We start from the raw sequence: 25,323 nt of genomic DNA on the forward strand, positions 1-25,323 counted from the left end.
ACGCAAATTTTTTCAATATTTGCGTCCTTATAAAAAAGGGGATTAGCTCATTTGGCTAGAGCGCTTCGCTAAGCTTGAAAGGGATGATCTGGTGAAAAAGTCAAAATTGAAATAAAAAAGGGGGGATTAGCTCATTTGGCTAGAGCGCTTCGCTGGCAGTGAAGAGGTGATCGGTTCGAATCCGATATTCTCCACCAAACAAAAGCTATCATTTAATGGTGGCTTTTGTTATTTAGTTTAAATGGATTTATCTTTCTGTTATTCAATCCTCAACCTAAATTTTAATATTATTTCTGTTTAGATACCTAGCCTTAGTGTAAGGTATTTAGGATTTTCATCATTGTTTAAATATTGTTGAAGTTAAAAATGAAAGATCTAATTTTCTTTAAAGCAATATTTTTAGATAAAAAAAATTAAACAAAAAAATTACATTGCTTTATTTGCTGTGGCACATACTTTGTCTTAGTCAACAAAATAAAGTATTTATGAGAGTGGTTTTAAATGTATTAGCTATCATATTTATGTTGGGTTGGATTTTAGGTTTTTTTGTATTTACTACAGGTTTTTTAATTCATATATTATTAATACTAGCAATATTCTCGTTAATTATTAACTTTTTAACGGAGCCCATATAAATAGGAACTAAAGGGAATTTTCTTTAAGATTATTCCCTTTTTTGTTTTTCTTACCATTCCAATTCATGATAATTTCTACGTCATAATTTAAAATTTCAGCATTTAATTATTGATTAGTACTTTTCCAATTTATCTTCGCATTTATTTTAAGTGTATGAAAAAAATATTCTTCAGGTTCTTACCTCTTTTAAGTTTGGTATTATATATTTCATCTTGCAGTACTTCAAAGCAAGTTTTAGCATTAAAACCTTTGCCAGATTATTCCTCCACAGAGGTGGTTTATGAAAAGCAATTGTCGTTTATAAGTATGCCGGTAGAAATTGCTGTAAAAGATTTACAAACTCAAACTAATAAATATTTAAACGGATTAATTTATGAGGATAATTCTTTAGACGATGATAACCTCATGATGAAGGTTTATAAAGAATCTCCTATCATTATAAGCGAGCAAAATGGTAAAATCATCATGGATTTACCATTAAAAATATCAGGTAAAGTAAAATATGGATTAACTCAATTTGGTTTAAACCTTTCAGATACTAAAGATTTTTACCTGAACGGAACCGTAAGGCTTAATTCAGTAGTTGGCTTAAAAGATTGGAAAATCATTACTAAGACAATAATTCAAGATGTTAAATGGAAAGAAAGTCCATCGGTTATGGTAGCAGGTAAAACCATACCTATAACTTACCTTATCAATCCTGCTTTAAATTTATTTAAAGGCAATCTTTCTAAATTAGTGGATAATGCAATTTCAGAATCATTAGATATTAAACCTTATGTACTTGATGCCTTACAAACTTTTAGCGAGCCTACAAAAGTAAACGAAGAGTATGAAAGTTGGTTTGCAATGCAACCTGTAGAGGTTTATTCTACCAAGGCAATCATAGCTAATCAAAAAATCACGGCTAATTTAGGGCTAAAAACTTATTTAGAAACTTCAATTGGTAGAAAGCCATCAGTAGTTTTTGATAGAAATGCAATCCTATTAAAAGCAGTAGATAAAATGCCCGATGAATTTAAAGCAAACGTAGCAGCTTTTGCGCCTTATAATTATGCTTCCGCAGTAGTGCAAAAGAATTTTGCTGGTCAAAAGTTCGAATCAGGCAGTCGCTCTGTAACCGTAAATAAAGTAGATCTTTGGGGAAAGGAAGGAAAAATGATTGTCGCCTTAAACCTAAGTGGTTCTGTTAATGGCGATTTTTATTTAACCGGTATTCCGGCTTATAACGCTCAAACAAAAGAGATTTACTTAGATCAGGTCGATTTTGTATTAGATTCAAAAAGTAAGTTGATAAAAATTGGCGATTGGCTAGCACATGGTATTATTCTTAAAAAGATGGGCGATGCTTGTAAATTTTCCATTGCAGATCAATTAGCTCAAGGCGAAAAAACCATGGCTTCTTATTTAAATAATTACCAACCCATGAAAGGGATAAGAGTAACAGGCTCTTTAGGTCAAATTACACCTAATAAAGTTATCTTAACGCCAAATGCAATAGTAGCAATGGTGGTGGCTACCGGTAAAGTAGCATTAAAAATAGACGGTTTAGAATAAGTAGATTTTAAACAATAAAAAAAGCCGCTTGAGTTTATCTTTAACGGCTTTTTTGTGATTTAGGGTGATTGATATAGTTACCTGATTTCGATTCATAATAATGGAAATAATAATCGTTTGGGCGTTTTAACACGCTGTCCGCTAAATCTTTTTGGCCTCAAAAGCCAAAAAGTATACCGCTTCCATCGTTAACGCAAGTGCTGTGGTAAAACAATAAACTTTAAAATAATTCAGAAATCAACTTTTTAAATAATTAAGTAGTTGTGATTTTTGTTAGTCTTATCCTAAGCTTCTAAAAAGAATACACGCTATAAGTATCTTTCTTTAGTCTCTTACTTTTCAGAAGCTCTTCAATTCTTTTTATTCAATTAAGCAAGCTTAAAAAAACTTATCGAGTAAATATAAAATCAATGTTAGCAATCAAATACATCATGTTTTTTGATGACTTCAAGCGCTGTGAAATGGATTATAAAAAAATATTAAAAAATAAATACATAAGTGTTTGATAATTAATAACAGTTTCCTATCTTTGCCCTCCCTTTTAGGGGAAATAATGGTCACCTTGAGCGAAGCCCTACTGCTTCGATGGGTGTTAAATAAATTAAGAAATGTCAGGAATTATTGGAAAAAAAGTAGGAATGACCAGCATTTTCGACGCAGATGGGAAAAATATTCCTTGTACTGTTATAGAAGCTGGCCCTTGTGTAGTAACACAAGTGAGAACCATCGAGAAAGATGGCTATGCTGCGGTGCAGTTAGCTTACGATGAGAAAAAAGAAAAAAACACTACTTCTTCATTAAAAGGTCACTTTGCAAAAGCCGGAACTACTCCAAAGCGTAAGCTTGTTGAGTTTAAGTATTTTACAGAAGAGAAAACTTTAGGTGAAGTTGTTGATGTAAATCTTTTTATAGAAGGAGACTACGTAGATGTAGTGGGTACTTCTAAAGGTAAAGGTTTTCAAGGTGTTGTAAAACGCCACGGATTTAGCGGTGTGGGTATGCAAACTCACGGTCAGCATAACCGTTTAAGAGCTCCAGGTTCATTGGGTGCGTCTTCATTTCCTTCAAGAGTATTTAAAGGAATGAGAATGGCAGGAAGAACTGGTGGTTCAAGAGTGAAAATTCAGAATCTTCAAATCGTAAAAGTATTTGCAGAACAAAACTTGCTAGTAGTTAGTGGTTCTATCCCAGGTGCAAAAGGTTCATACGTATTAATCGAGAAGTAAGATGGAAGTTAAAGTATTAAACGTCTCAGGTAAAGAAACAGGTGCCAAGGTGCAACTTTCTGAGGAAATCTTCGGTATAGAACCTAACGATCATGCTATTTACTTAGATGTAAAACAGTTTTTAGCAAATCAACGTCAGGGAACACACAAATCAAAGCAACGTAATGAGATTGCAGGTTCTACTAGAAAGCTATACAAGCAAAAAGGAACTGGTGGCGCAAGAGCAGGAAGTATTAAATCTCCATTATTTAATGGTGGTGGTAGAGTTTTTGGTCCTCAGCCTCGTGATTATAGTTTCAAGTTAAATAAGAAATTAAAATCTTTAGCTCGTAAATCAGCTTTATCATATAAAGCACAAGACAATAGTGTAGTAATATTAGAAGATTTTAGCTTCGATACTGCAAAAACTAAAAACTTTGTGACTTTGCTTAACGCATTAAATTTTTCTGGAGAAAGAACTTTAGTGGTATTACCAACTGCAAGTGACAATGTTTACTTGTCTAGTAGAAATATCCAAAAAACTAAAGTAATCACTGCTGATCAATTAAATACATATGATGTATTAAATGCTGGAAAATTAGTATTCACAACCGGTTCGGTAAAAACATTGGAGGAGGCATTAGCCAAGTAATATGGAAATTTTAAGAAAACCTGTATTAACAGAAAAAGCTACTTCATTAACTGAAAAATTGAACCGTTATACTTTTCAGTGTGATCATAGAGCAAATAAACTGCAGATAAAATCTGCCATTGAAACCATGTATGGCGTAAATGTAGAGTCAGTTAACACAATGGTAGTGGTTGGTAAAATGAAAACCAGATCTACTAAAGCTGGTTCAGTATCAGGTAGGGTTGCTAAACTTAAAAAAGCAATCATTACTTTAAAAGAAGGTGAAATTATTGACTTTTACAGCAATATTTAATTGAATTATGGGCTTAAGAAAATTTAAACCAGTAACCCCAGGAACTCGTTTTAGAGTAGGTGCTGATTTCTCTGAAATCACTACCAGAACTCCAGAAAAGACTCTTGTTGTGAAAAGCAACAAGTCTGGCGGTAGAAATAATACTGGTAAAATGACTATGCGTTATATCGGTGGGGGTCACAAGCAATTGTACCGATTAATAGATTTTAAACGCGATAAAAAAGATATCCCCGCAACAGTAGCAACTATTGAATACGATCCAAATCGTACTGCCCGTATTGCACTGTTACACTATGCTGATGGTGAAAAAAGATACATTATCGCTCCAGAAGGATTACAAGTTGGAAAAGTTGTAATTTCAGGAGATACTGTAGCACCAGAAGTTGGTAACACCATTAAATTGGCTAATATTCCTTTGGGTTCTATTATTCATAATATAGAAATTAACCCAGGTAGAGGAGCACAAATTGCAAGAAGTGCTGGTTCTTATGCTCAATTAGCAGCAAGAGACGGTAAATATGCAACTGTGAAAATGCCTTCTGGTGAAACTCGTATGATTTTAGTGACCTGTACCGCAACAATTGGTACTGTTTCTAATTCAGAACATGCTAACGAAGTATTGGGTAAAGCTGGTAGAAAACGTTGGTTAGGTCGTCGTCCTAGGGTTAGAGGTGTAGCAATGAACCCAGTAGATCACCCAATGGGTGGTGGTGAGGGAAGATCATCAGGTGGTCACCCACGCTCTAGAAAAGGTTTATTATCTAAAGGATTTAAAACCCGTGACAAAAAGAAATACTCAAATCGTTTCATCATTGAGAGGAGGAAGAAATAATGGCTCGTTCGATTAAAAAAGGACCTTATATTGATCATAATGTAGAGAGAAAAGTTTCTACACTAAATGATGCAGGTAAAAAGACTGTAATTAAAACATGGTCTAGAAGATCAATGATTTCTCCGGATTTCGTAGGTCACACATTCGCAGTACACAATGGGAATAAGTTTATTCCAGTTTATGTAACTGAAAACATGGTTGGTCACAAATTAGGTGAATTTGCTCCAACCAGAACATTTAGAGGACACGCTGAAAAGAAAAAATAATAAGCAATGGAAGCAGTAGCAAAACTTAATAATTGCCCCACTTCACCTCGTAAAATGAGACTGGTTGTTGATTTGATCAGAGGAGAACGTGTAGAAAAGGCACTTTATATACTAAAATATACCAACAAAGAAGCAGCAATAAGAGTTGAGAAACTATTATTATCTGCTATAAAAAATTGGGAATCTAAAAATGAGGGTTTACGCCCAGAAGATGCACACCTATTTGTTAAAACTATAATGGTTGATGGTGGTCGTCAGTTGAAGCGTTTAAGACCTGCACCTCAGGGTCGTGGATATAGAATTCGTAAGCGTTCTAACCATGTAACTTTGGTAGTAGATAGTAAGAATTTAGAACCTCAAACTAATTAAGCAGAAATGGGACAAAAAGCTAATCCAATAGGAAACAGATTAGGAATCATCAGAGGATGGGATTCTAACTGGTACGGTGGTAATCACTATGCAGATAAATTAGTTGAGGACGAAAAAATTCGTAAATACCTTTCAGCTCGTATTGCTAAAGGTGGGGTTTCTAAAGTTGTTATTGAAAGAACTTTAAAACGCATTACGGTAACTATTCACACTGCTCGTCCGGGTATTGTGATCGGTAAAGGAGGTCAAGAAGTTGATAAGATCAAAGAAGAGTTAAAAAAATTAACTAAGAAAGATGTTCAAATCAATATTTTTGAGATCAAACGTCCTGAACTTGATGCACAATTAGTTGCAGATGGAGTTGCAAAACAATTAGAAGCTAGAATCTCTTTCAGAAGAGCAATGAAAACTTCTATTGCAGCTACTATGAGAATGGGTGCAGAAGGAATAAAAATTATGTGTTCTGGTCGTTTAGGCGGAGCAGAGATGGCTCGTAGTGAGCAATATAAGGATGGAAGAACACCTTTACATACTTTTAGAGCTGATATAGATTACGCATTAGGCGAAGCATTAACTACTTATGGTAAAATAGGTATTAAAGTTTGGATCTGTAAAGGTGAAGTTTACGGTAAAAGAGATCTTTCTCCTAACATAGGTGCAAACACTGGTAAAGGTGGTAAACCAGAAGGCGGTTCTAATTTCCCTCCTCGCGGAGATCGTAATGATCGTGGCGGAGATAGAAAAGGTGGAAACCGTGGTCCAGGAGCCAACAGAGGCGGTGGCGCAGGTGCAGCTAAAGGAAAGAGATAATTAAGAAAACTATCGTTTAACGATTTAAGATTAAAGTAATGTTACAGCCAAAAAGAACGAAGTTCAGAAAAATGCAAAAAGGCAGAATGAAAGGGTTAGCCACTCGTGGTGCTGAGCTTTCATTCGGTTCATTCGGAATAAAATCATTGGAAGAATGCTGGATTACCAGTCGCCAGATTGAAGCTGCTCGTATTGCCGTAACCCGTTTTATGAAACGTGAAGGTCAGGTTTGGATTCGTATCTTCCCTGACAAGCCGGTCACTAAAAAACCAGCTGAAGTACGTATGGGTAAAGGTAAGGGAGCTCCAGAATATTGGGTAGCTGTTGTAAGACCAGGAAGAATCCTTTTCGAAGCAGAAGGTGTACCTTTTGAAGTAGCTAAAGAGGCCATGCGTCTTGCAGCACAAAAGTTACCAGTTCAAACAAAATTTGTGGTACGTAGAGATTACGTATTAGAAGCATAAAATAAGTTTTTAGTTTTTAGTTGTTGGCCGTTACCTAACAACTAACAACGGTTAACTATTAACTAACAATAAAATGAAATACTCAGAAGTAATAGACCTGTCTAACGAAGAAATCGTTACCAGAATTCAAGAGGAAAAAGCAACCTTAGTAAAATTAAAGTTTGCTCATGCAGTTTCTGCTATAGAAAATCCTACTAGAATTAGCAAAGCGAGAAAAGATTTAGCTCGCCTAAATACAGAATTAACTCAGCGCAAGGCTAAGGCAGTCTCTGAAAGTAATTCATAATTTTTTATAGTCGAAATGGAAAGAAAATTAAGAAAAACAAGAACTGGGTTGGTAGTAAGTAACAAAATGGAGAAATCTGTAGTTGTTGCGGTAGAGCGTAAAGTGAAGCACCCAATTTATGGTAAGTTCGTAAAGACGACTACCAAATTTATGGCTCATGACGAGAAGAATGATTGCGGTATCGGTGATACCGTCCTGATCATGGAGACACGTCCGCTGAGTAAGAATAAGAACTGGAGATTAGTTGAAATTTTAGAAAGGGCTAAATAAAATGGTACAACAGGAATCAAGATTGAATGTTGCCGATAACTCTGGAGCTAAAGAAGTTTTAGTGATAAGAGTATTAGGTGGTACCGGTAAAAGATATGCCTCTATTGGAGACAAGGTGGTTGTTACTGTAAAAAGTGCAATTCCATCAGGAAACATTAAGAAAGGTACTGTATCTAAAGCCGTAGTAGTTAGAACCAAAAAAGAAATCAGAAGAAAAGATGGTTCTTATATCCGTTTCGACGATAACGCAGCTGTATTGTTAAATGCACAAGATGAACCAAGAGGTACCCGTATATTCGGTCCTGTTGCAAGAGAGTTGCGTGAAAAACAATTCATGAAAATTGTATCATTAGCACCGGAGGTTTTGTAATATGGAAAAGAAGAAAAACGTAAAACTAAATATCCGTAAAGGTGATTTAGTAAAAGTGATGGCTGGTGACTCTAAAGGTCAGCAAGGAAAAGTTTTGCAAGTAATATTGAAAGATAGTAGAATCTTAGTAGAAGGTGCTAATATGGTTTCAAAGCATACAAAACCAAATGCAGCTAATCCAAACGGCGGTATAAACAAGCAAGAAGCCCCAATTCATGTATCTAATATAATGTTGATTGATCCTAAATCGGGAAATGCAACTCGCATTAGTAAAAAGAGAGATGAAAAAGGGAGAGTAATTAGAATAGCTAAAAAATCTGGGGAGGAAATTAAGTAATGGCTTACGCACCAAGATTAAAAGATAAATATAAAGAGGAAATTGTTTCCGCTCTTAAAGAGAAATTTCAATATAAGAGTGTAATGCAAGTTCCTAAGTTGCAGAAAATAGCAATCAACCAAGGTGTTGGTGCTGGTGTAACTGATAAAAAAATTGTTGAGTCTGCAATTACAGAATTAACAACCATAACCGGACAGCAAGCAGTTTCTGCAAAGTCTAAAAAAGATATCTCAAACTTTAAATTACGTAAGGGTATGCCAGTTGGTGTACGTGTAACTTTACGTGACAATCAGATGTATGAGTTTCTAGACCGCTTAATTTCTGTAGCCTTACCACGTATCCGTGATTTTAAAGGTATTAATGATAAAGGTTTTGATGGAAGAGGAAATTACACTTTAGGTGTTTCTGAGCAAATCATTTTTCCTGAAATCAATATCGACAAAATTAACAAGATTCAAGGTATGGATATCACTTTTGTAACTAGTGCAGGTACTGATGTTGAGGCACTTGAGTTATTAAAGCAATTTGGTTTACCATTTAAAAATCATAACATAGTTAACAATGGCTAAAGAAGGAGTAAAAGCTCGCGAAATTAAGCGTCAAAAGTTAGTAGCAAAGTTTGCTGCTAAGAGAGCAACATTAAAAGCTGAGGGAGATTTTGAAGGATTAGATAAATTACCAAAAAATTCTTCTCCTGTTCGTTTACATAACCGTTGTAAATTAACTGGTCGTCCAAGAGGTTACATGCGTCAATTTGGTATTTCACGTGTTACTTTCCGTGAAATGGCATTAGCAGGAAAAATACCAGGGGTTAGAAAAGCCAGTTGGTAATATAAAATGAAACAATAAGAATTTTTTGTACCTTTGCGGTCCGAAAAATTCTTTTTATTTATATCATAGTAAAATAAATGTATACAGATCCAATCGCAGATTATCTTACAAGAGTAAGGAATGCCATCAAGGCCAACCACAGGGTTGTTGAAATTCCTGCATCAAACCTAAAAAAGGAAATTACGAAAGTACTTTTTGATAAAGGTTTTATTACGAATTACAAGTTTGAGGATAATGAAGTTCAAGGCACTATTAAAGTGGCTTTAAAATATCATCCAATTACTAAAATTCCAGCTATTCGCAGCATTGCGAGAGCAAGTAAACCAGGTTTGAGAAAATATGCAGGTACGGGCAATATGCCTAGAGTATTAAATGGTTTAGGTATCGCCATATTGTCAACTTCTAAAGGTGTAATGACTGATAAAGAAGCTAAGCAATTAAATATTGGTGGTGAAGTTTTATGTTACGTATATTAATTGGAGGAAAGAGATGTCAAGAATAGGTAAAGCCCCAATTTCAATTCCTAACGGAGTTACATTATCAGTTTCTTCTGATAATTTAGTTACTGTTAAAGGCCCAAAAGGCGAATTGAGTCAGAAAGTAGATTCTGATATTACTGTTTCAGAAGAAGAAGGAAACATTATTGTTAGCCGTCCTTCAGAGCAAAAACGTCATAAAGCATTACATGGTTTATACAGATCGTTGATCAATAACATGGTTGTTGGTGTAACAGAAGGTTATAAATTAGAACAAGAATTAGTAGGTGTAGGTTACAGAGCAACAAACCAAGGAAATACTTTGGATTTAGTGTTAGGTTATTCTCACCATATTGTGTTTGCGCTTCCTCCAGAAATTAAGGTGGTTACAACAGCAGAGAAAGGAAAGAATCCAACAATCATTTTAGAATCTATAGATAAGCAATTGTTAGGTCAAGTTGCAGCTAAGATTCGTTCATTGAGAGCACCAGAACCTTACAAAGGTAAAGGTATCAAGTTCGTTGGAGAGCAGTTGAGAAGAAAAGCAGGTAAGTCAGCATCTAAAAAATAATTGTCATGGCAGGAAAAATTAAATTATCCCGCAGGGAAAGAATAAAAAAAGGAATTAGAAAAAGAATTACTGGTTCCCCAGAGCGTCCACGTTTATCTGTTTTCAGAAGTAACAAAGGAATATATGCTCAAATTATTGATGACAATGATGGCAAAACTTTGGTTGCTGCTTCGTCTTCAGAAAAAGATTTTAGTGCAAAAGGTACCAAAATAGATCAATCTAAAGAGGTAGGTAAAAAAGTTGCTGAGAAAGCAATTGCAGCTGGAATTAAGGAAGTTGTTTTTGATAGAAATGGTTACTTGTACCATGGTAGAGTGAAATCTCTTGCTGAAGGTGCTCGTGAAGCTGGTTTAATCTTTTAATTGAGGTAGAGAAATGTCAACTATAAATATAAAAAGAGTAAAAGCAAACGAGATTGAATTAAAAGATCGTTTGGTTAGCATCCAACGTGTTGCTAAAGTTACCAAAGGTGGTCGTACCTTCAGTTTTTCTGCTATCGTTGTGGTAGGAGATGAAAACGGAGTAGTAGGTTACGGTTTAGGTAAAGCAAAAGAGGTTACTGAGGCAATTGCTAAAGGAATTGATGATGCAAAAAAGAATTTGGTTAAAGTGCCTATTATCAATAACACTATACCACATGAGCAAATCGGTAAATTTTCAGGAGGTTTTGTTTTCTTGAAACCTGCTGCAAATGGTACTGGAGTTATTGCTGGTGGTGCAATGAGAGCGGTATTAGAATCTGCTGGTATTCACAATGTACTTGCTAAATCTAAAGGTTCTTCTAACCCACACAACGTGGTAAAGGCAACTATTTCTGCTTTATCTCAATTAAGAGATGCTCATGCAGTTGCTCAACAAAGAGGTGTTTCATTAAGTAAAGTTTTTAACGGTTAAGAAGATGGCTAAGATAAAAATAACCCAGATTAAGAGCGTTATCGACAGAAGTTTACGCCAAAAAAGAACTATGCAGGCTTTAGGTTTAACTAAAATCAGCCAAAGCGTAGAAGTAGAAGCTAATCCAGCAATTATTGGAATGGTGAAAAAAGTAAATCATTTGGTAGCCATAGAAAAAGTATAATTACCATGAATTTAAGTAACTTAAAACCTGCAGAAGGTTCAACAAAAAATAGAAAAAGAATTGGTCGTGGTACTGGTTCTGGACGTGGCGGTACATCCACACGTGGTCATAAAGGAGCGGGTTCTCGTTCTGGTTATAAATCAAAAGTTGGTTTTGAAGGTGGTCAAATGCCATTACAACGTCGTGTGCCTAAGGTTGGATTTAAAAATCCAAACAGAATAGAATACGTAGGTGTTAACCTTGACGTTCTACAAAACTTAGCTGAAAAATTTAATTTAAGCGTTATAGATTTCGAAATCATGAAAGAACATGGTTTGGTATCTAAAAATGATTTAATCAAAATCTTAGGACGAGGAGAAATCAAAGCAAAATTAGATATTAAGGCTCATGCTTTTACAGTTACAGCTCAAAAGGCTATTGAGGCTTTAGGTGGTTCTGTTGCTAAATTATAATTAATGAAGAAGCTGTTTACAACTTTATCCAATATTTGGAAAATCGAAGAATTAAGAGGGCGTATTTTATACACTCTCTTAATTCTTTTAGTATATAGAATTGGTTCTTTTATTGTTCTTCCAGGTGTTGATCCCAACTCTTTACAAGAGGGTGAAGCCAAAGAAGGATTATTAGGATTACTGAACATGTTTGCAGGAGGTTCTTTTTCTAGAGCTTCAATTTTTGCGCTAGGTGTTATGCCTTATATTTCTGCTTCTATTGTAGTGCAGTTGTTAGGTATAGCTGTTCCTTACTTTCAAAAAATGCAAAAGGAAGGTGAAAGTGGAAGAAAGAAAATCAATCAAATTACCAGATATTTAACGATTGGTATTACAGCTCTACAAGCTATTGGGTACGTAAAGTCTCAAATTGCACCTGATGCAAGATTGTTTGGCGATCCATTATTCACTATTTCTTCAATGGTTATTTTAACTGCCGGTACCATGTTTGTGATGTGGATGGGTGAAAAAATAACTGATAAAGGGATTGGAAATGGTATTTCTTTATTAATCATGGTAGGTATTATTGCTCAATTACCTTATGGTATTGGTGCTGAATTTGTGAGCAGACAAAATGGACAAGGGGGGTTAATCGCTTTCTTTATCGAGTTTGTAGCATTGTTTGCGGTAGTAATGTTTACGGTATTAATTATTCAGGGAACTAGAAAGATACCTGTTCAATATGCGAAGAAGATAGTTGGTAATAAACAATATGGTGGAGTTAGACAATATATTCCATTAAAATTGAACGCCGCTGGTGTAATGCCAATCATATTTGCTCAGGCAATTATGTTTATCCCATCTACAGTTGGACAGTTTTTTCCTAATGCACAGTCTTCATTATTAGCTTCATTTAGTGATTACACTTCAGTGGCTTACAATGTAACTTTTGCTGTATTAATCATTTTGTTTACTTTCTTTTATACTGCAATTACTATCAATCCAAATCAAATGTCTGATGACATGAAGAAGAATGGTGGATTTGTTCCAGGTATTAAGCCAGGTAAAACAACAGCTGATTTTATTGATGGAATCATCTCAAGGATTACTTTCCCTGGATCTATTTTTCTAGCGATTATTGCAATTTTACCATCGTTGGCTATTGTTGCAGGTGTTAACTCACAGTTTGCGCATTTCTTTGGAGGTACTTCTTTATTGATCTTAGTTGCTGTAGTCTTAGATACTTTACAACAAGTAGAAAGTTATTTGTTAATGCGTCATTATGATGGTTTAATGAAAACTGGAAGAATTAAAGGACGTACTCCAGCAGTTACAGCTGATTCAAGTACAGGTGCAGCATTTTAGTAGCTATGCCTAAGATAATTTATAAGTCTTCTGAAGAGATAGAATTAATAAGAATAAGTTCCTTATTAGTTTCTAAAACTCACGCAGAAGTAGCAAAGGTTCTTAAAGAAGGAGTAACTACAAATTATCTAAATAAAATTGCAGAGGAGTTTATTAGAGATAATAAAGCAATTCCTGCTTTTCTAAATTATAATGGATTTCCATATACACTATGTATTTCCTTAAATGATCAAGTAGTACATGGCTTTCCAAGTAAGTACGAATTAAGAGAAGGTGATATTGTTTCGATAGATTGTGGTGTAGTTAAGGATGGCTATTTTGGAGATTCGGCATATACATTCGCTATTGGTGATGTAAGTGAAGAGGCTAAGAAGTTGTTAGAAGTAACTAAAGAATGCCTTCAGTTAGGAATTGATAAAGCAATAGTGGGTAATAGAATTGGTGATATAGGTTATGCTGTTCAAGAGCATGCTGAAAAACACGGATACGGAGTAGTAAAAGAATTAGTTGGTCATGGAGTTGGTAAAAATCTACATGAAAAGCCAGAAGTTCCTAATTACGGAAAAAGAGGTTCAGGAATAAAATTAGAGGAGGGGATGGTCATAGCTATAGAGCCAATGATTAATGCTGGTAGAGCAGGAGTTAAATTTTGGGAAGATGGTTGGACAGTGTCTACAGTAGACAAAAAGCCATCTGCTCATTTTGAACACACTGTTGCAATTAAGAAAGGTAAGGCAGATATTCTCTCTACTTTTGAATACATTGAAGAAGTTTTAAATAAAGTATAATAATATAATTTTTTTTATTTAATTTTGCGACCCGCTTCAGTGGAGCTAATTAAGTAAAAATCAAACAAATATGGCCAAACAATCCTCTATAGAGCAAGACGGAATTATTAAAGAAGCGTTATCAAATGCAATGTTTCGTGTTGAATTAGAGAATGGTCACGAGATCATAGCACACATATCAGGTAAAATGAGAATGCATTACATTAAAATTTTACCAGGAGACCGTGTGAAACTGGAGATGTCTCCTTATGATCTCACCAAAGGCAGGATAACTTATAGGTATAAATAGAAATGAAAGTTAGAGCATCCATCAAAAAACGCAGTGCTGATTGTAAGGTGATTCGTAGAAAAGGTAAATTGTACGTAATCAACAAAAAAAATCCAAAGTATAAGCAGCGTCAAGGTTAATTAGTTAAACTATCAACAAAGAATAAATGGCAAGGATAGCAGGTATAGATTTACCAAAAAACAAAAGAGGAGAGATCGGCCTTACTTATATTTACGGTATTGGTAAAAGTACTGCTCAGTCTATTTTAGGACAGGCAGGTATCAATGTAGATAAAAAAGTTCAAGAATGGACCGATGAAGAGTTAACAGCGATCCGTAACATCATCAACGAATCTATCAAAGTAGAAGGTCAACTTCGCTCTGAAGTTCAATTAAACATCAAACGTTTGATGGATATAGGATGTTACAGAGGATTACGTCACAGAAAAGGCTTACCATTACGTGGACAGAGAACAAAAAACAATTCTCGTACTCGTAAAGGAAAGAGAAAAACTGTTGCGAACAAGAAAAAGGCTACTAAATAATAACTGATAGTAAAAAATGGCTAAGTCAAAAAAAGTTACTAAAAAGCGTATTGTAGTTGTTGAACCAGTTGGTCAGGCACACATTAACGCTACGTTTAATAACATTATCATCACTCTTACCAATAATCAGGGACAAACCATTTCATGGTCATCTGCTGGTAAGCAAGGATTCAAAGGTTCTAAAAAGAACACTCCATATGCTGCTTCTCAAGCTGCAATTGATTGCGGTAAAGTTGCACATGATTTAGGATTGCGTAAAGTTGAAGTTTTTGTGAAGGGGCCAGGTTCTGGTCGTGAATCAGCAATTCGTACTCTACAAAATTCAGGATTGGAAGTAACAACCATTAAGGATATTACTCCACTTCCACACAATGGATGTCGTCCTCCTAAAAGAAGAAGAGTTTAATAATTATTTTTTAAAGATAAGATTCTACAGCTTAAGGCTGCTTGATACTTTAATTACAAAACAATGGCAAGATATACAGGTCCAAAATCAAAGATAGCCCGTAAATTCAGAGAACCAATTTTTGGTCCTGATAAGGCATTAGATAGAAAAAATTATCCTCCTGGACAGCATGGTGCTTCTAAAAGAAGAGGAAAGCAGTCTGAATATGCAACTCAATTACAAGAGAAGCAAAAAGTAAAATACACTTATGGTGTATTAGAGAAGCAATTCTCTAACTTGTTCAAAAAAGCATCTTCAAAAGAAGGTATTACAGGAACAAATTTATTACAACTTTTAGAAGCAAGATTAGATAATGCAGTTTACCGTTTAGGTATTGCAACCACAAGATCTGGAGCTCGTCAGTTGGTATCTCACAGACACATCCTAGTTAACGGTGAAGTAGTTAACATCCCTTCTTATACTTTAAGAGCTGGTGATGTTGTAGAAGTTAGAGAGAAATCTAAAACTTTAGAATCTATTGCTCACTCAGTTGCTGGCCGAATGATAAATAAGTACAACTGGTTAGAATGGGATGCAAAGTCTCTTTCAGGTAAATTCTTACATTTTCCAGAGCGTGAAAGTATTCCTGAAAATATCAAGGAAAACTTAATCGTCGAATTGTACTCTAAATAATGATGAATTACTAATTGCTGGTTTATTAACCGGCAATTAGTTGTTTTATCCAAAAATTAACGATAAACATAAGGCAAAATAAATGGCAATCTTAGCATTTCAGAAACCCGATAAAGTTATTATGCAGAAATCAACAGATTTCGATGGTACGTTTGAATTTCGTCCCTTGGAACCTGGTTTTGGTGTTACTATAGGTAACTCATTAAGAAGAATTCTGCTTTCTTCATTAGAAGGTTACGCAATTACCTCAGTTCGTTTCTCAGGTGTTTCTCATGAATTCTCTACTATTAAAGGAGTGGCAGAAGACGTGGTAGACATTATTTTGAATCTAAAGCAAGTACGTTTCAAGAAAACTGGCGATTCTGGCGATTCAGAAAAAATATTTGTAATTATTAGCAACCAAGAATCTTTCAAGGCTGGTGATATTACTAAATTCTCTAACAACTTTGAGGTTTTAAATCCTGATTTTGTGATTTGTAACATGGAAGATTCTGTTACATTAGAAATAGAATTAACCATTAACAAAGGTAGAGGTTATGTTGCGGCAGAAGAGAACAAGAATGCAGATGCACCAGTAGGTGTTATTGCTATCGACTCTATTTACACGCCAATCAAAAATGTTAAATATACTATTGAGAACTTTAGGGTTGAGCAAAAAACTGATTACGAGAAATTGGTTTTAGACATCACTACTGACGGTTCTATTCATCCTGAAGAAGCATTAAAAGAAGCTGCTAAAATTTTAATTCAGCATTTTATGTTGTTCTCTGATGAAAATTTAGTATTAGAATCTCAAGCTAAAGAAGAAACTAAAGAAGTTGACGAAGAAGTTTTACACATGCGTAAAATCTTAAAAACCGAGTTAGTAGATCTTGATCTTTCTGTAAGAGCATTAAATTGCTTAAAAGCAGCTGATATCAGAACTTTAGCAGAATTAGTTTCTTATGATGTTGCTGATATGTTAAAATTCAGAAACTTCGGTAAGAAATCTTTAACTGAAATTCAAGAACTGGTAAAATCAAAAGGATTATCTTTTGGAATGAACCTGTCTAAATTTAAATTAGACGAAGAATAATTAAACTTTAAGTCCATTTTAGGGGATTTAGGGGTGAAACTGAAAATGCCGCATAATTCCCGGTTCGCCAATTCAGGCTAGAACTGACGGTATGCGCAAATAAATAAAGTAATGAGACACGGAAAAAAATTCAATCACTTAGGTCGTACAACTAGTCACAGAAAATCAATGTTGGCTAACATGGCTTCTTCTTTAATAGAGCATAAGCGTATTACAACAACCTTAGCAAAAGCAAAAGCATTACGTATGTATGTTGAGCCATTGTTAACTAAAGCAAAAAACGATACTACACACTCTCGTCGTACAGTGTTTGCTTACTTGCAAAATAAAGAAGTATTAACTACTTTGTTTCGTGAAGTTGCAGAGAAAATTGCTGGCAGACCAGGTGGTTACACTCGTATTGTGAAATTAGGAAATCGTTTAGGTGATAACGCCGAAATGGCCATCATTGAATTAGTAGATTTCAACTTAACTTACAATACTGAAGCTAAAGTAGAGAAAAAATCTACTCGTAGAAGAGGTTCTGGTTCTAAAGCTAAAACAGCAGAAACACCAGTAGCGGAAGCTAAAGTAGAAGCACCTGTAACTGAAGAAGCTCCAGCAGCTGAAGAAAATACAGATACTAAAGAAGAAAAATCAGCAGAATAATTCTGATTTAACAATTTAAGAAACCTTCAACATTAATTTGTTGGAGGTTTTTTGTTTTAGAAAGGGTGCTTTATTGCTAATTAATAAAGGTAGCCTTGCTTTCCGCTCATACTGCACAAGCCTTAAGCGCTAAGGCCTGTAACCGCTGCAATCAAGCTTATTTAACTCAGGCCTTTACAATAAATCTAAACTTTAAAGTCGTTTAACTACATATATGTCTTTAGGGGAGATGGGAATTGAAAGTAGAGTTTCGTTTTAATAAAGTAAAAATGATAGTCCGATTCTATTAACCTTATCGGGGTGAAATGTTGGTATTTTGCACCAATCCGAGTGAGGTAAACTGAGGAGGCTGCAATACCCCATAGCCCCATTTTTTAGTGGAGCGAGTAGTAATTCATCCCGATAGCTTAGGACAGGCTGGCATAATCTATGAAAAAGCTTTTCTAATCTCTTGTATTACAAATAAATATTCTCTACTTTTGCAGTCCCGCAAAAAGCGGTAAATTAAAAACAAATAGTAAGAAATGAATCAATACGAAACCACTATCATTCTTACCCCACTGTTATCAGAAGAAGTTGCTAAAGAAGTAATTGCAAAATTCTCTAAGTTACTTACTGATAATGGAGCCGAAATTGTTATGGAAGACAATTGGGGTTTGAAAAAACTGGCGTACCTGATTGAGAAAAAATCAACAGCGTACTTTCACTTAACTGAGTTTAAAGCTTCAGGAGAGGTTATCGGCAAATTAGAAATCGAATTAAAACGTGATGAGCGTGTAATGAGATTTTTAACAATTAGTTTAAATAAGCATGCTGTTGCGTACAATGACAAAAAACGTGGTGGTGCTTTTAACAAAAAGAAAACTGAGGTAGCAAACTAATGGCACAAGATCAAATCCAGTATGTTACTGCTCCCAAGGTGGAGGACAACAGAAAAAAGTATTGCCGTTTTAAGAAAAACGGAATTAAATACATTGACTATAAAGACGCAAATTTTTTATTGAAATTCATTAACGATCAAGGTAAGATTTTACCAAGAAGATTAACTGGTACTTCTTTAAAATACCAACGTAAAGTAGCGCAGGCGGTTAAAAGAGCTCGTCATATAGGCATATTGCCATTTGTAACTGATGGTTTAAAATAAGGGAGGCTACAAACATGCAAGTAATATTAACACAAGATGTAAAAAACCTGGGAGAGAAAGACGATGTTGTTTCTGTAAAACCTGGTTTTGGCCGTAATTATTTAATTCCTCAGGGTCATGCTATTTTAGCAACTGAGTCGGCAAGAAAAGTTTTAGCTGAGAACATTAAACAAGCTCAGTTTAAACAAGAAAAAATAAAGAAGGATGCTGATGCTATTGCAGCAAGATTAGTTGATGTTAAATTAACTATTGGTGCTAAAGCAGGTGAAAGCGGTAAAATATTTGGTGCTGTTAACACTATTCAAGTGTCTGACGCATTAAAGAAATTAGGCTTTGAAGTAGACAGAAGAAGAATTACTTTTGAAACTGATGTGAAGTTTGTTGGTGATTATATTGCTAACTTAAACCTACACAAAGAAGTGAAAGTACAAGTTCCTTTTGCTGTAGTTGCTGAGTAAGCTTTATCAAATTCTTAATAAAATTTAAATGCTTTCTGAATTTCAGAAAGCATTTTTTATTTTAGAGTATTATGTCATTAAAGAAACCGAGAAGAACTAGTTCTAAATTTTCCGTCAAAAAAATAGCTAGACTTTTGTTTAAGGCCATGCTATGGTTTTTTGGTGTCACTATTTTTTGGGTGTTGCTCTATAAATTTATCAATCCACCGATTACATTTTTAATGGTAGAAAGGGGTTTTGAAAGAAAAGCTGATGGAAAGGAGTGGAAGCTAGAGAGAAAATGGAGAGATTTTGATGAGCTATCTTTTAATTTAAAAAAAGCAGCTTTAGCCGGAGAAGACTCCAGATTTATGACTCATTACGGTTTTGATTTAGAAGCGATAGGAAAAGCATACGAGAAAAATAAGCAAGGAAAAAAGATAAGAGGGGGAAGTACCATTAGTCAGCAAACAGCTAAAAATGTGTTTTTATGGCCTCGACGATCTTACGTAAGAAAGGCATTTGAAGCGTACTTTACAATTTTAATAGAATTGCTGTGGAGCAAAGAAAGAATTTTAGAGGTTTATTTAAATGTGATTGAAACAGGCGACGGAATTTATGGAATGGAAAAAGCATGTCAAAAATATTATGGTAAATCGGCTGAAAATTTAACTAAAGGTGAAGCTGCTTTATTAATAGCTGTATTGCCTAATCCAATTAGATGGACACCAGCAAAGCCAACGGCCTACATTTATCACAAACAATCTCTCATACTTAGAAATATGAGGAATTTAAAGGGACTAAAGTTTAACTAGCTTCTTCTAATTTAAAAATTTTAGAGTGCCAGCTCTCTTTAAATGGAATTTCCCAGTTGTTTTGGTAGTCTTTATAATTAAGAACTAAATTGTTGAAAACTATGGTTTCGCTATTTATTTGTTTCTTTTCTATGAGTGCCTCAAATTCTGCTCTTGAAGCAGAGTAAACACTTTCTTTATCTTTCCAGGCAATATGAAATCTGTCAAATAAATTGATGTTGAATTTTTGCTCCATCTCTTTCATCAAATGAACCGATTTGTCTATTGAGCAACCACTAGCACCAGCCTGATTTTCATCTACAATTAAAACAATAAAACGATTATATTTTATTTCATAAGATGCTTTTAGCTGCTGATTATGAGCCGACCAAGTATTTGTGAAATCTAATAACAAAGTATCTAAAACATTTAATTCGCTATTATTAAATTCTTTATTAGATTGGTAAACCCAAACTCTTGAATTTTCGTTCATCATAATTCAAAATTAGGTAATTTTTAAATTTGTGGCAATCTGTAGAATGTCATTCTTGTAGATTTTAATTATTTTTATTCTGAAATTATGAGTACGTCAATAGAAAGTATAGATATTAAAGTGTTAGAAGAAAAGATTTTGTCTTTAGAAGAGCACTGCCGGTTTTTACAAGAAATTGTAGATTGCGTACCCGCTAACATATATATTACCGAATTAGATAAAGGCGTTGTTTGGTGTAATAAGACTAATGAAGAAACTTTAGGTTATACCATTGATGAAATTAAAAAGATGGGCGGTTTAAATTACTTGTACCAAGTGGTTCATCCTGATGATTATAATGTTCCTGATCAAAGTATTGAACATTTTAATCACCATGCTGATAAGCAATATGGAGGTGTTTTTAGATGTAAGCATAAAGATACCGGACTTTATAAATGGTTTATAGGCTGGGGAAAAGTAATAAGTAACACCAATCAAGGAGAACTGCCTATTAGGATATTGAACGTAGATGTTGATTTGAGCCCTCAGATGGATACAGATATTCAATTGAGGGCTATTCTTGCAGAAAACTTAAAGCTTCAGCATCAGCTTATTTTAGATGCTTTAAGTAAAAGAGAAATTGAGGTGCTGACAAAAATATGCAAAGGCTTATCTTCTAAAGAAATTGCAGAAGAACTTTTCTTAAGTAAGCATACTATTGAGACCCACCGTAAAAATGTTCAAAAAAAGTTAAAAATTAAGAATATGGCTGCTTTAGTTTTGTTTTGTAAAGAAACCGGACTGGTTTGATATAAAAGCAGCAGTTTTTTGAGTGAGTTTATAATAGGATAAATATGTTAGAGTTATTTTAAGGCATGAATTTTCTCTTTGGCTATATTTTTATAATTTATCTTTTAATAGGATTTAACATAAATTATGATGCCTCTTCTTTTGATTCTTCCAGAAAGATTTTTTTAGAGACTTACCAGCAATACCAAGCCGAGAAAGAGCTAGGTATAAAAAAGTTTAATTTAGATATAACTAATTCGGGCTTTGTAAGGTATAAGAGAACAGGAATAAATAATAAGGCTGAATATTTTGCTGTAAGGTTAGATAAAATTCAGGATGTTAATTATTTAGGAGATGAACTTGCTGGATGGTTGATTTTTAAGTGTGAAAGCGAATCGGTTATTTATCAAACCTACAACGATAAAAATGGGAATATTGATGAAATGACCAATGAGATTAGGTTTCCGGTAAAAATCATTAAAATTGAAAACATAAATAATTGGGTAAGAAATTTCAAGGAAATGAAAACAGACTTTATAAATACCGATAAATAGGTATTGGTATGCAAAAGTAAAATTCATAACTTAGAAATTCGAAAACGAGATGTTGCGGATGAAGAATAAAAAAGCAAATTATTTAATATTTATGCTCACTGTTTTGGTACTACATACTATTGTGTTGAGTTTCTGGCTTTCTAAGGAAGTAAATAAAACTTCTTTAAATGTTGGAAAAAGAAATAATTCAGTAAAATTATACCGTCAGGTTTTACCAGCAATGCAGCTTAGTACAGACAGCCTTCTACCAAAAGAAAATCCTCTTTTTACTAGTAAAACAACCCTTAAATAATAAAAAAACTGGCACACATTAAATCTTTAAAGATTTTTTTCAATAGAGATTTAATGTATGCCTTTCCATTATTTAATATTTTGTTCGAGAGCCATTTTCACCAATTCAGCTGTATTTTTTACTGATAGCTTTTGTAAAATGTTTTTCCGGTGAGTGTCTATAGTATAGGTGGATAGAAAAAGCTTATCGGCTATTTTTTGGTTGGTTAAGCCCTCCACAATTAAATTCACAACTTCAATTTCTCTTTTAGATAGTTTATGCTTGTTGATGAAATCATCTTTAAATAATTTATCTGAAATCGGCTTTTTAATATTTAAATGGTCGAAATTATAAACGCCATCATATACCTCTTTAATTGTACTAATTAATATTTCGGGTTCAGTATCTTTTAATAAATAAGCATCTATTCCAATATCAATACATTCTCTAAGTAAGCTATCTTCGGCGTACATAGAAAGTATCATTCGTTTGGTTTTTATCTGATCTTCTTTTAATTTTTGGAGTGTAGATTTGCCATCAAAAGAAGGCATATTGAGATCTATTAACACAATATCAGCACTGTTATTTTTAAGATAATCTATCATAGATCTACCATCATTAAAAACTGCTTTCACATTTAAATTCTCATCTTCAGAAAGAATACTGGCTAAACCTTGGGCAAAAAGTTTATGGTCGTCAACAATTACAATATCTATCATATTAAATTATACAACATAAATAAGATGTGTATTTTAACTGATGAAAGTAAACAATATTTATTAGAACCTAAATTATAGCCCATTTACCTTAGCAGATATTTCGGCAATGTCTAGCACTTCTATTTCTTGTTCTTTATTAAAATGCTTAACGCCATCGTTAATCATGGTCATGCAAAAAGGACAGCCTACAGCTACAACATCAGCTTTAGCTTGTAAAATATCATCCATTCTTTCAATGTTTACATCTTTTTTTCCTTTTTCTGGTTCTTTAAACATTTGACCACCACCGGCACCACAACATAAACCGTTAGATTTACAGCGTTTAAGTTCTACTAAATCAGCATCTAAAATTTCTAATGCTTTACGCGGAGCTTCATAAACGCCATTTCCTCTGCCTAAATAACAAGGATCATGAAAAGTGATTTTCTTTCCTTTAAAATCGCCTCCTTCTGCTTTTAATTTTCCAGATTCAATTAACTCTTGAATTAATTGGGTATGATGTATCACCTCATAATTACCGCCCAATTCTGGATATTCATTTTTTAAAGTATTGAAACAATGAGGACAAGCCGTTACAATTTTTTTGATTTCGTAAGCATCTAAAACCTGGATGTTTGACATGGCTTGCATTTGGAAAAGAAACTCGTTTCCAGCTCTTTTTGCAGGATCACCGGTACAACTTTCTTCGGTTCCTAAAACCGCAAATTTGATGCCCACATGGTGAAGTATTTTAGCGAAAGCTCTAGTAATACGTTGTGCTCTTTCATCATAACTTCCGGCACAACCCACCCAAAAAAGAATTTCGGGTTTCTCTCCAGCAGCCATCATTTCTGCCATTGTAGGGATTTTTATTGTGGTGTTCATTGGTTCAATAGTATTTGCGTTCATGTGTGTTCAATTTTTTGTTAGGTGCTGCGTTAACGATTGCAGCGGTATCCTTTTTTGTCCTTCGGCTTTGCGTAGGGTGACAAAAAAGATTTAGCGGAAAGCGTGTTAAAACGCCCTAATTTTAATCTTTGTTAGCCCAATTTAATCTATCAGCCGGAGAATATTTCCAAGGGGCACCATTGTTTTCTACGTTAGAAAACATGGCGTTTAAGCTACCTGTTACATTAGATTCTTCCATTACGGCATATCTTCTTAAATCAACGATAATAGAAAGAGGATCTATGTTTACCGGACAGGCCTCTGTACAAGCATTACAGGTGGTACAAGCCCAAATTTCCTCTCGGGTGATATAATCATCTAATAAAGATTTTCCGTCGTCATATCCTTTGCCATGTTTATCAGTGTTTTTTCCTACTTCTTCTAAACGATCTCGGGTATCCATCATTATTTTTCTGGGCGATAAAAGCTTACCAGTTTGGTTGGCCGGGCAAACTGAAGTACACCTGCCACATTCTGTACAGGTATAAGCATTCATTAATTGCACCCAGTTTAAATCTTGAACATCTTTTGCGCCAAATCTGCCAATTTCTGTAGCTGCAGGAGGGGTGAAAGATGGATCTAGCATTGCTTTTACCTCATTGGTTACGCTGGTCATGTTGTTAAATCTGCCTTTTGCGTTAAGGTTGCTATACCAGGTATTTGGAAAAGCTAATATGATGTGGAAATGCTTAGAGAAAGGTAAATAATTTAAGAAAGCCAATATGCCTAAAATATGAAACCACCAACAAGCTCTTTCAATGAATACTAAGCTTTCTGTGGAGTTGGGTAAAAGACCTAATAAGTATTGTGATACAGGGAAACTACCTGCTGTTAAGTAATGGCTATAGCCTGCCAATTGAAGCTTATAATCTGCTGCGTTCATGGTTAAAAATGCACTCATCAGCAAAACTTCAATCACTAAAATATAAATAGCATCTGATTTTGGCCAAGCTGTCATTTCTACGCCTGAAAATCTTTTTAAACCTAAAACTACTCTTCGGGCTAAAAAAACAATGACACCTACTAATACTAATAACGCTAATATTTCAAAGGAGGCGATTAAGAAACTGTAAAAACTGCCTAAAAAAGAAAATATACGGTGAGTACCAAAAACACCATCAATAATAATTTCTAAGACCTCTAAATTAATGATGACGAAGCCCAAATAAACAAAAATGTGCATGATACCAGCAACTGGCCTTACCACCATTTTTGATTGCCCTAAAGCTACTTTAGCCATGGTTAACCATCTTTCTTTCGGTCTGTCAGAGCGGTTGGTATCTTTACCTAAGTTGATATTTCTTATTATTTTTTTTACCTGAATACTAAAAAGTATTACGGCAGTCAAAAGAGCTATGGAGAAGATGATTTGCGCTATCATTCAATTTTAAATTGGTTTACAAGGCTAAGTTAAGGAATCCAACTAAATTAGCTTACTATGCTTGCATAATATTTTTATTTAGAATGATTTTATTAAAAATGATGATTTTAAGTTTCTGTAAATAAGCTTGATAGCTGTTTTGCATCAAAATACTTCATAATAATGCAAGGTTTTTTCAAAAAACATTTGTGTTTTAATAAAAAGAGGCTACATTTGCAATCCCTAACAATTACCAACAAGGGGAAAAAGAGCGGTGCCTTAGCTCAGTTGGTAGAGCAAAGGACTGAAAATCCTTGTGTCGCTGGTTCGATCCCAGCAGGCACCACCACTCAAAAT

The 25,323-nt window shown here is 34.3% G+C and carries 42 protein-coding genes and 2 tRNA genes; 40 read left to right on the forward strand and 4 right to left on the reverse strand.

Annotated features, from left to right (window positions below):
• Positions 1-120 precede the first annotated feature (120 nt).
• The 36 genes from FA046_RS11570 (at position 121) to mtgA (ending at position 19,895) form a co-directional block, all read left to right on the forward strand.
• A tRNA-Ala gene (locus FA046_RS11570) sits at positions 121-197 on the forward strand.
• A 288-nt stretch (positions 198-485) separates the two neighbouring features.
• Positions 486-635 carry a lmo0937 family membrane protein gene (locus tag FA046_RS11575; RefSeq protein WP_136826687.1) on the forward strand — a complete coding sequence of 50 codons (150 nt, stop codon included), beginning with the start codon at positions 486-488 and terminating at the stop codon, positions 633-635.
• A gap of 154 nt (positions 636-789) precedes the next feature.
• Positions 790-2,193, forward strand: coding sequence for a DUF4403 family protein (locus FA046_RS11580; protein ID WP_136826688.1), 1,404 nt, complete (start codon positions 790-792; stop codon positions 2,191-2,193).
• Positions 2,194-2,801: 608 nt separating this feature from the next.
• The gene (gene rplC, locus FA046_RS11585; RefSeq protein ID WP_136826689.1) at positions 2,802-3,419 is read left to right on the forward strand and encodes a 50S ribosomal protein L3; all 618 of its coding nucleotides are present in this window, start codon (positions 2,802-2,804) and stop codon (positions 3,417-3,419) included.
• A gap of 1 nt (position 3,420) precedes the next feature.
• Positions 3,421-4,050 carry a 50S ribosomal protein L4 gene (gene rplD / locus FA046_RS11590; protein ID WP_136826690.1) on the forward strand — a complete coding sequence of 210 codons (630 nt, stop codon included), beginning with the start codon at positions 3,421-3,423 and terminating at the stop codon, positions 4,048-4,050.
• A 1-nt stretch (position 4,051) separates the two neighbouring features.
• Complete coding sequence (gene rplW, locus FA046_RS11595; protein WP_136826691.1) at positions 4,052-4,342, forward strand: 50S ribosomal protein L23; 291 nt, start codon at positions 4,052-4,054, stop codon at positions 4,340-4,342.
• Between the two features lie 7 nt (positions 4,343-4,349).
• The gene (gene rplB / locus FA046_RS11600) at positions 4,350-5,174 is read left to right on the forward strand and encodes a 50S ribosomal protein L2 (protein ID WP_136826692.1); all 825 of its coding nucleotides are present in this window, start codon (positions 4,350-4,352) and stop codon (positions 5,172-5,174) included.
• The gene (gene rpsS, locus FA046_RS11605) at positions 5,174-5,440 is read left to right on the forward strand and encodes a 30S ribosomal protein S19 (RefSeq protein ID WP_136826693.1); all 267 of its coding nucleotides are present in this window, start codon (positions 5,174-5,176) and stop codon (positions 5,438-5,440) included. The genes rplB and rpsS overlap by 1 nt, the downstream gene beginning before the upstream one ends.
• 6 nt (positions 5,441-5,446) lie before the next feature.
• Positions 5,447-5,809: a 50S ribosomal protein L22 gene (gene rplV / locus FA046_RS11610; RefSeq protein ID WP_136826694.1), complete on the forward strand. Its 363-nt coding sequence runs from the start codon at positions 5,447-5,449 to the stop codon at positions 5,807-5,809.
• A 6-nt stretch (positions 5,810-5,815) separates the two neighbouring features.
• Positions 5,816-6,619, forward strand: a complete 804-nt coding sequence (gene rpsC, locus FA046_RS11615; protein ID WP_136826695.1) for a 30S ribosomal protein S3 — start codon at positions 5,816-5,818, stop codon at positions 6,617-6,619.
• Between the two features lie 38 nt (positions 6,620-6,657).
• The gene (gene rplP / locus FA046_RS11620) at positions 6,658-7,083 is read left to right on the forward strand and encodes a 50S ribosomal protein L16 (protein WP_136826696.1); all 426 of its coding nucleotides are present in this window, start codon (positions 6,658-6,660) and stop codon (positions 7,081-7,083) included.
• A gap of 73 nt (positions 7,084-7,156) precedes the next feature.
• A complete protein-coding gene (rpmC, locus tag FA046_RS11625) occupies positions 7,157-7,369 on the forward strand; it encodes a 50S ribosomal protein L29 (RefSeq protein ID WP_136826697.1) in 213 nt (70 codons plus the stop codon).
• Between the two features lie 15 nt (positions 7,370-7,384).
• Entirely contained in the window at positions 7,385-7,639 is a 255-nt protein-coding gene (rpsQ, locus tag FA046_RS11630; RefSeq protein WP_136826698.1) for a 30S ribosomal protein S17, read from the forward strand.
• 1 nt (position 7,640) lies between these two features.
• Positions 7,641-8,009 (forward strand): 50S ribosomal protein L14, encoded by a 369-nt coding sequence (rplN, locus tag FA046_RS11635; RefSeq protein WP_113951800.1) that lies wholly within the window; start codon positions 7,641-7,643, stop codon positions 8,007-8,009.
• Position 8,010: 1 nt separating this feature from the next.
• Positions 8,011-8,346, forward strand: coding sequence for a 50S ribosomal protein L24 (rplX, locus tag FA046_RS11640; RefSeq protein WP_136826699.1), 336 nt, complete (start codon positions 8,011-8,013; stop codon positions 8,344-8,346).
• Positions 8,346-8,915, forward strand: a complete 570-nt coding sequence (gene rplE, locus FA046_RS11645) for a 50S ribosomal protein L5 (RefSeq protein ID WP_136826700.1) — start codon at positions 8,346-8,348, stop codon at positions 8,913-8,915. The genes rplX and rplE overlap by 1 nt, the downstream gene beginning before the upstream one ends.
• Positions 8,908-9,177: a 30S ribosomal protein S14 gene (gene rpsN / locus FA046_RS11650; RefSeq protein ID WP_136826701.1), complete on the forward strand. Its 270-nt coding sequence runs from the start codon at positions 8,908-8,910 to the stop codon at positions 9,175-9,177. Before rplE ends, rpsN begins: the two co-directional genes overlap by 8 nt.
• Before the next feature lie 77 nt (positions 9,178-9,254).
• On the forward strand, positions 9,255-9,653 hold the full coding sequence (gene rpsH, locus FA046_RS11655; RefSeq protein WP_136826702.1) for a 30S ribosomal protein S8: 399 nt from the start codon (positions 9,255-9,257) through the stop codon (positions 9,651-9,653).
• Between the two features lie 13 nt (positions 9,654-9,666).
• Complete coding sequence (gene rplF, locus FA046_RS11660) at positions 9,667-10,224, forward strand: 50S ribosomal protein L6 (RefSeq protein WP_136826703.1); 558 nt, start codon at positions 9,667-9,669, stop codon at positions 10,222-10,224.
• A 5-nt stretch (positions 10,225-10,229) separates the two neighbouring features.
• A complete protein-coding gene (rplR, locus tag FA046_RS11665) occupies positions 10,230-10,586 on the forward strand; it encodes a 50S ribosomal protein L18 (RefSeq protein WP_136826704.1) in 357 nt (118 codons plus the stop codon).
• 13 nt (positions 10,587-10,599) lie between these two features.
• The gene (gene rpsE, locus FA046_RS11670) at positions 10,600-11,118 is read left to right on the forward strand and encodes a 30S ribosomal protein S5 (protein WP_136826705.1); all 519 of its coding nucleotides are present in this window, start codon (positions 10,600-10,602) and stop codon (positions 11,116-11,118) included.
• 4 nt (positions 11,119-11,122) lie between these two features.
• Positions 11,123-11,302 (forward strand): 50S ribosomal protein L30, encoded by a 180-nt coding sequence (gene rpmD, locus FA046_RS11675; RefSeq protein WP_136826706.1) that lies wholly within the window; start codon positions 11,123-11,125, stop codon positions 11,300-11,302.
• 5 nt (positions 11,303-11,307) lie between these two features.
• The gene (rplO, locus tag FA046_RS11680) at positions 11,308-11,754 is read left to right on the forward strand and encodes a 50S ribosomal protein L15 (RefSeq protein WP_136826707.1); all 447 of its coding nucleotides are present in this window, start codon (positions 11,308-11,310) and stop codon (positions 11,752-11,754) included.
• Positions 11,755-11,757: 3 nt separating this feature from the next.
• The gene (gene secY / locus FA046_RS11685; RefSeq protein ID WP_136826708.1) at positions 11,758-13,098 is read left to right on the forward strand and encodes a preprotein translocase subunit SecY; all 1,341 of its coding nucleotides are present in this window, start codon (positions 11,758-11,760) and stop codon (positions 13,096-13,098) included.
• Positions 13,099-13,103: 5 nt separating this feature from the next.
• Positions 13,104-13,886: a type I methionyl aminopeptidase gene (map, locus tag FA046_RS11690; protein ID WP_136826709.1), complete on the forward strand. Its 783-nt coding sequence runs from the start codon at positions 13,104-13,106 to the stop codon at positions 13,884-13,886.
• 70 nt (positions 13,887-13,956) lie between these two features.
• Positions 13,957-14,175 carry a translation initiation factor IF-1 gene (gene infA, locus FA046_RS11695; RefSeq protein WP_017257530.1) on the forward strand — a complete coding sequence of 73 codons (219 nt, stop codon included), beginning with the start codon at positions 13,957-13,959 and terminating at the stop codon, positions 14,173-14,175.
• Positions 14,176-14,177: 2 nt separating this feature from the next.
• Complete coding sequence (rpmJ, locus tag FA046_RS11700; protein ID WP_081659260.1) at positions 14,178-14,294, forward strand: 50S ribosomal protein L36; 117 nt, start codon at positions 14,178-14,180, stop codon at positions 14,292-14,294.
• Between the two features lie 26 nt (positions 14,295-14,320).
• The gene (gene rpsM, locus FA046_RS11705) at positions 14,321-14,698 is read left to right on the forward strand and encodes a 30S ribosomal protein S13 (RefSeq protein ID WP_136826710.1); all 378 of its coding nucleotides are present in this window, start codon (positions 14,321-14,323) and stop codon (positions 14,696-14,698) included.
• Positions 14,699-14,714: 16 nt separating this feature from the next.
• Positions 14,715-15,104 (forward strand): 30S ribosomal protein S11, encoded by a 390-nt coding sequence (gene rpsK / locus FA046_RS11710; protein ID WP_136826711.1) that lies wholly within the window; start codon positions 14,715-14,717, stop codon positions 15,102-15,104.
• Positions 15,105-15,167: 63 nt separating this feature from the next.
• Entirely contained in the window at positions 15,168-15,776 is a 609-nt protein-coding gene (rpsD, locus tag FA046_RS11715) for a 30S ribosomal protein S4 (protein WP_136826712.1), read from the forward strand.
• Positions 15,777-15,858: 82 nt separating this feature from the next.
• Positions 15,859-16,851 carry a DNA-directed RNA polymerase subunit alpha gene (locus tag FA046_RS11720; protein WP_136826713.1) on the forward strand — a complete coding sequence of 331 codons (993 nt, stop codon included), beginning with the start codon at positions 15,859-15,861 and terminating at the stop codon, positions 16,849-16,851.
• 111 nt (positions 16,852-16,962) lie between these two features.
• Positions 16,963-17,499: a 50S ribosomal protein L17 gene (rplQ, locus tag FA046_RS11725; protein ID WP_136826714.1), complete on the forward strand. Its 537-nt coding sequence runs from the start codon at positions 16,963-16,965 to the stop codon at positions 17,497-17,499.
• Between the two features lie 524 nt (positions 17,500-18,023).
• A complete protein-coding gene (rpsF, locus tag FA046_RS11730) occupies positions 18,024-18,380 on the forward strand; it encodes a 30S ribosomal protein S6 (protein WP_136826715.1) in 357 nt (118 codons plus the stop codon).
• Entirely contained in the window at positions 18,380-18,643 is a 264-nt protein-coding gene (gene rpsR, locus FA046_RS11735) for a 30S ribosomal protein S18 (RefSeq protein WP_136826716.1), read from the forward strand. Before rpsF ends, rpsR begins: the two co-directional genes overlap by 1 nt.
• Before the next feature lie 14 nt (positions 18,644-18,657).
• Complete coding sequence (gene rplI, locus FA046_RS11740; RefSeq protein WP_136826717.1) at positions 18,658-19,101, forward strand: 50S ribosomal protein L9; 444 nt, start codon at positions 18,658-18,660, stop codon at positions 19,099-19,101.
• A gap of 71 nt (positions 19,102-19,172) precedes the next feature.
• Positions 19,173-19,895 (forward strand): monofunctional biosynthetic peptidoglycan transglycosylase, encoded by a 723-nt coding sequence (mtgA, locus tag FA046_RS11745; RefSeq protein ID WP_136826718.1) that lies wholly within the window; start codon positions 19,173-19,175, stop codon positions 19,893-19,895.
• Here the strand turns inward: mtgA and FA046_RS11750 are convergent.
• Positions 19,888-20,370 (reverse strand): ABC transporter ATPase, encoded by a 483-nt coding sequence (locus FA046_RS11750; protein ID WP_317130549.1) that lies wholly within the window; start codon positions 20,368-20,370, stop codon positions 19,888-19,890. The genes mtgA and FA046_RS11750 overlap by 8 nt on opposite strands.
• 84 nt (positions 20,371-20,454) lie before the next feature.
• Between FA046_RS11750 and FA046_RS11755 the strand changes: the two genes are divergently transcribed.
• From FA046_RS11755 to FA046_RS11765, 3 genes are all read left to right on the forward strand, one after another.
• Positions 20,455-21,156 carry a LuxR C-terminal-related transcriptional regulator gene (locus tag FA046_RS11755; protein WP_136826719.1) on the forward strand — a complete coding sequence of 234 codons (702 nt, stop codon included), beginning with the start codon at positions 20,455-20,457 and terminating at the stop codon, positions 21,154-21,156.
• A 65-nt stretch (positions 21,157-21,221) separates the two neighbouring features.
• Positions 21,222-21,689 (forward strand): hypothetical protein, encoded by a 468-nt coding sequence (locus tag FA046_RS11760; protein ID WP_136826720.1) that lies wholly within the window; start codon positions 21,222-21,224, stop codon positions 21,687-21,689.
• Positions 21,690-21,747: 58 nt separating this feature from the next.
• Positions 21,748-21,981: a hypothetical protein gene (locus FA046_RS11765; protein ID WP_136826721.1), complete on the forward strand. Its 234-nt coding sequence runs from the start codon at positions 21,748-21,750 to the stop codon at positions 21,979-21,981.
• A gap of 68 nt (positions 21,982-22,049) precedes the next feature.
• On the opposite strand, the gene FA046_RS11770 is transcribed toward FA046_RS11765, so the two are convergent.
• The 3 genes from FA046_RS11770 to FA046_RS11780 form a co-directional block, all read right to left on the reverse strand.
• A complete protein-coding gene (locus tag FA046_RS11770; protein ID WP_136826722.1) occupies positions 22,050-22,679 on the reverse strand; it encodes a response regulator transcription factor in 630 nt (209 codons plus the stop codon).
• 72 nt (positions 22,680-22,751) lie between these two features.
• Positions 22,752-23,543 carry a (Fe-S)-binding protein gene (locus tag FA046_RS11775; protein ID WP_136827038.1) on the reverse strand — a complete coding sequence of 264 codons (792 nt, stop codon included), beginning with the start codon at positions 23,541-23,543 and terminating at the stop codon, positions 22,752-22,754.
• A 145-nt stretch (positions 23,544-23,688) separates the two neighbouring features.
• The gene (locus FA046_RS11780) at positions 23,689-24,987 is read right to left on the reverse strand and encodes a (Fe-S)-binding protein (protein WP_136826723.1); all 1,299 of its coding nucleotides are present in this window, start codon (positions 24,985-24,987) and stop codon (positions 23,689-23,691) included.
• Positions 24,988-25,239: 252 nt separating this feature from the next.
• Here FA046_RS11780 and FA046_RS11785 point away from each other — a divergent pair.
• A tRNA-Phe gene (locus FA046_RS11785) sits at positions 25,240-25,315 on the forward strand.
• Positions 25,316-25,323 lie beyond the last annotated feature (8 nt).

This window comes from Pedobacter cryophilus, from assembly GCF_005116455.1.
Lineage (GTDB): Bacteria > Bacteroidota > Bacteroidia > Sphingobacteriales > Sphingobacteriaceae > Pseudopedobacter > Pseudopedobacter cryophilum.